This is a genomic window from Streptomyces sp. 13-12-16 (assembly GCF_002114215.1).
Taxonomy (GTDB): Bacteria; Actinomycetota; Actinomycetes; order Streptomycetales; family Streptomycetaceae; genus Streptomyces.
Window position 1 is genome coordinate 2,344 of sequence record NZ_NCTE01000739.1, and the last position, 3,785, is coordinate 6,128.

Annotated in this window: 3 protein-coding genes; all 3 read left to right on the forward strand. The window is 72.4% G+C overall.

The window, feature by feature from the left end; all coding sequences use genetic code 11:
- The first annotated feature begins 319 nt into the window (after positions 1–319).
- Positions 320–1,660, forward strand: coding sequence for an ammonium transporter (locus B7767_RS27805; protein ID WP_085574579.1), 1,341 nt, complete (start codon positions 320–322; stop codon positions 1,658–1,660).
- Entirely contained in the window at positions 1,657–1,995 is a 339-nt protein-coding gene (locus B7767_RS27810) for a P-II family nitrogen regulator (RefSeq protein ID WP_030231663.1), read from the forward strand. The genes B7767_RS27805 and B7767_RS27810 overlap by 4 nt, the downstream gene beginning before the upstream one ends.
- A gap of 23 nt (positions 1,996–2,018) precedes the next feature.
- Positions 2,019–3,785 (forward strand): [protein-PII] uridylyltransferase (locus B7767_RS27815; RefSeq protein WP_085574580.1); only part of this gene is annotated, 1,767 nt, incomplete at its 3' end.

The window sequence follows — 3,785 nt, forward strand, 5'->3', positions numbered from 1 at the left end:
GCGGCCGGCCCTCCCGAACTGCCCGACTCGGCTCCCCCATGCCAGGTCATTCGGAGGCCGGCCGCGGCCGGTCGTGTGTCTCCCCGGCCACGGTTCACCGCCGTACACCGAAGGTTGCGCCACGATAACGATCGGCGCGCCCCGGATCCGGCAGTTCATCGACCCGTAACACGCCAGGTGCCTTCGTCACGGCGGCGAAACAACGAGGGGCTTCCACCGAAACGGCGCTGCGCCAATCTCATGGCGCATAACCGGCCCACCCCTCAATCCGCTCAAGGCTTCGCCCGCACGGGGCCGTACCAACGACGAGGAGACGCCGATGGCACCAGCCATCACCCTGGCCGCAGACGCGCCCACGCTGTCCGCCGCCAACACAGGGTTCATGCTCATCTGTTCCGCCCTGGTGATGCTCATGACCCCGGGTCTCGCCTTCTTCTACGGAGGCATGGTCCGCGTCAAGAGCACTCTGAACATGCTGATGATGAGCTTCATCAGCCTCGGCATCGTCACCGTCCTGTGGGTGCTGTACGGCTTCTCCATGGCGTTCGGCACCGACTCCGGGAGCGTCATCGGCTGGAACTCCGACTGGGTCGGACTGAGCGACATCGGCCTGACGGAGCTGTGGGACGGCTACACCATCCCCGTCTTCGTCTTCCTGGTCTTCCAGCTGATGTTCGCCGTCCTCACGCCCGCGCTGATCAGCGGCGCCCTCGCGGACCGCGTGAAGTTCACCGCGTGGGCGCTGTTCGTCGCCCTGTGGGCCACCGTCGTCTACTTCCCGGTCGCGCACTGGGTCTGGGGCGCCGGCGGCTGGGCCTTCGAACTGGGCGTCATCGACTTCGCCGGTGGTACGGCGGTCCACATCAACGCCGGTGCCGCCGCGCTCGGTGTGATCCTGGTGATCGGCAAGCGCGTCGGCTTCAAGAAGGACCCGATGCGCCCGCACAGCCTCCCGCTGGTCATGCTCGGCGCCGGGCTCCTGTGGTTCGGCTGGTTCGGCTTCAACGCCGGCTCCTGGCTCGGCAACGACGACGGCGTCGGCGCGCTGATGTTCGTCAACACCCAGGTCGCCACCGGTGCCGCCGTCCTCGGCTGGCTCGCCTACGAGAAGATCCGCCACGGCGCGTTCACCACGCTGGGCGCCGCCTCCGGCGCGGTCGCCGGTCTGGTCGCCATCACCCCGGCCGGCGGCGCGGTCTCCCCGCTCGGCGCGATCGCCGTCGGCGTCGTCGCCGGTGTGCTGTGCGCCATGGCCGTCGGCCTCAAGTACAAGCTCGGCTACGACGACTCCCTCGACGTCGTCGGCGTGCACCTCGTCGGCGGCATCCTCGGCTCCCTGCTCATCGGCTTCTTCGCCACCGGCAAGGGCCAGTCCGACGTCGCGGGCCTCTTCTACGGCGGCGGCCTGGACCAGTTCTGGAAGCAGTGCGCCGGCGTCTTCGGCGTCCTCGCCTACTCCCTGGTCGTCTCCGCGGTCCTCGCCTTCCTCCTCGACAAGACCATCGGCATGCGAGTCTCCGAGGACGACGAGGTGGCCGGCATCGACCAGGCCGAGCACGCCGAGACCGCATACGACTTCAGCGGCGCCGGCGGCGGCGCGGCCCGCACCGCGGCCACCGCCCCCGTCGCCCCGGCCGAGAGCAAGAAGGTGGACGCATGAAGCTCATCACCGCCGTCGTGAAGCCGCACCGGCTCGACGAGATCAAGGAGGCCCTGCAGGCCTTCGGAGTACACGGACTGACCGTCACCGAGGCCAGCGGCTACGGCCGCCAGCGCGGCCACACCGAGGTCTACCGGGGCGCCGAGTACACCGTCGACCTGGTGCCCAAGATCCGCATCGAGGTGCTGGTCGAGGACGACGACGCCGAGCAGCTCATCGACGTCGTGGTCAAGGCGGCCCGCACCGGAAAGATCGGTGACGGCAAGGTCTGGTCGATCCCGGTCGAGACGGCCGTACGGGTGCGGACCGGCGAGCGCGGTCCGGACGCGCTCTGACACACGAGAACGGGAGCCGCCGGGTGACGAGTACGAACGTGACGAAAGAAGCAGAGGACTCGGGACCCGGCGGTTACGCGGCGGCCCGGCTGCGCCTCCTCACCGAGGAGACGCGGTCCGGGCCGCCGCGCCGTACCGCCCTCGCGGACCTCACCGACGACTGGCTCGGCGGACTGTTCGAGGCGGGCGCGAAGGGGGCGCGCGGCGTGTCACTGGTAGCCGTGGGCGGCTACGGGCGCGCGGAGCTCTCACCGCGCAGCGACCTCGATCTGCTCCTGCTGCACGACGGCACCGCCCCCGAGGCGGTCGCCGCCCTCGCGGACCGCCTCTGGTACCCCGTCTGGGACCTGGGCCTCGCCCTCGACCACTCCGTCCGCACCCCCGCCGAGGCCCGCAGGACGGCGGGCGAGGACCTCAAGGTGCAGCTCGGGCTGCTGGACGCCCGGCACATCGCCGGCGACCTCGGCCTCACCACCGCGCTGCGCACGGCGGTGCTCGCCGACTGGCGCAACCAGGCACCGAAACGCCTCCCCGCCCTGCGGGAGCTGTGCGAGGAACGTGCCGAACGCCAGGGCGAACTGCAGTACCTCCTGGAACCCGACCTCAAGGAGGCCCGCGGCGGACTGCGCGACGCCACCGCCCTGCGCGCGGTGGCCGCCTCCTGGCTCGCCGACGCCCCGCGCGAGGGCCTCGCCGACGCCCGCCGTCGGCTCCTCGACGTACGGGACGCCCTGCACCTGACGACCGGGCGTGCCACCGACCGGCTCGCGCTCCAGGAACAGGACCAGGTCGCGGCCGAACTGGGCGTGCTCGACGCGGACGCGCTGCTGCGGCAGGTCTACGAGGCCGCGCGGGTCATCGCCTACGCCGGTGACGTCACCTGGCGCGAAGTGGGACGCGTCCTGCGCTCCCGTGCGGTGCGGCCCCGGCTGCGCGCCATGCTGGGCGGCGGGAAGCCCGCGCCCGAGCGTTCCCCGCTGGCCGAGGGAGTGGTGGAACAGGACGGTGAGGTGGTGCTCGCCCGCGCGGCGCGCCCCGAACGCGACCCCGTGCTCCCCCTGCGTGCCGCGGCCGCCGCCGCCCAGGCCGGACTCCCGCTCTCCCTGCACGCCGTACGGCGCATGGCGGCCGGCGTACGCCCCCTGCCCGCGCCCTGGCCCGCCGAGGCCCGCGAACAGCTCGTCACCCTGCTGGGCTCGGGGCGTCCCACCGTCGAGGTCTGGGAGGCACTGGAGGCGGAGGGCCTGGTCAGCCTGCTGCTGCCGGACTGGGACCGGGTGCGCTGCCGCCCGCAGCGCAACGCCGTGCACCTGTGGACCGTCGACCGGCACCTCATCGAGACCGCCGTACGCGCCTCCGCGTTCACCCGCCGCGTCAGCCGCCCCGACCTGCTGCTGGTCGCCGCGCTGCTGCACGACATCGGCAAGGGCTGGCCCGGCGACCACTCGGTGGCCGGCGAGGTCATCGCCCGGGACGTGGCCGCCCGCATCGGCTTCGACCAGCACGACGTCACCGTGATCGCCACCCTCGTACGCCACCATCTGCTGCTCGTCGAGACCGCCACCCGGCGCGACCTGGAGGACCCCGCCACCGTACGCGCGGTCGCCGACGCCGTCGGCGCCCAGGGCACCCTCGAACTGCTGCACGCCCTCACCGAGGCGGACGCCCTCGCCACCGGACCCGCCGCATGGTCGTCCTGGCGTGCCTCGCTCGTCGCCGACCTGGTCAAGCGGGTCTCCGCCGTGCTGTCGGGAGACGCCCCGGACGGGCCCGAGGAGGCCGCGCCCACC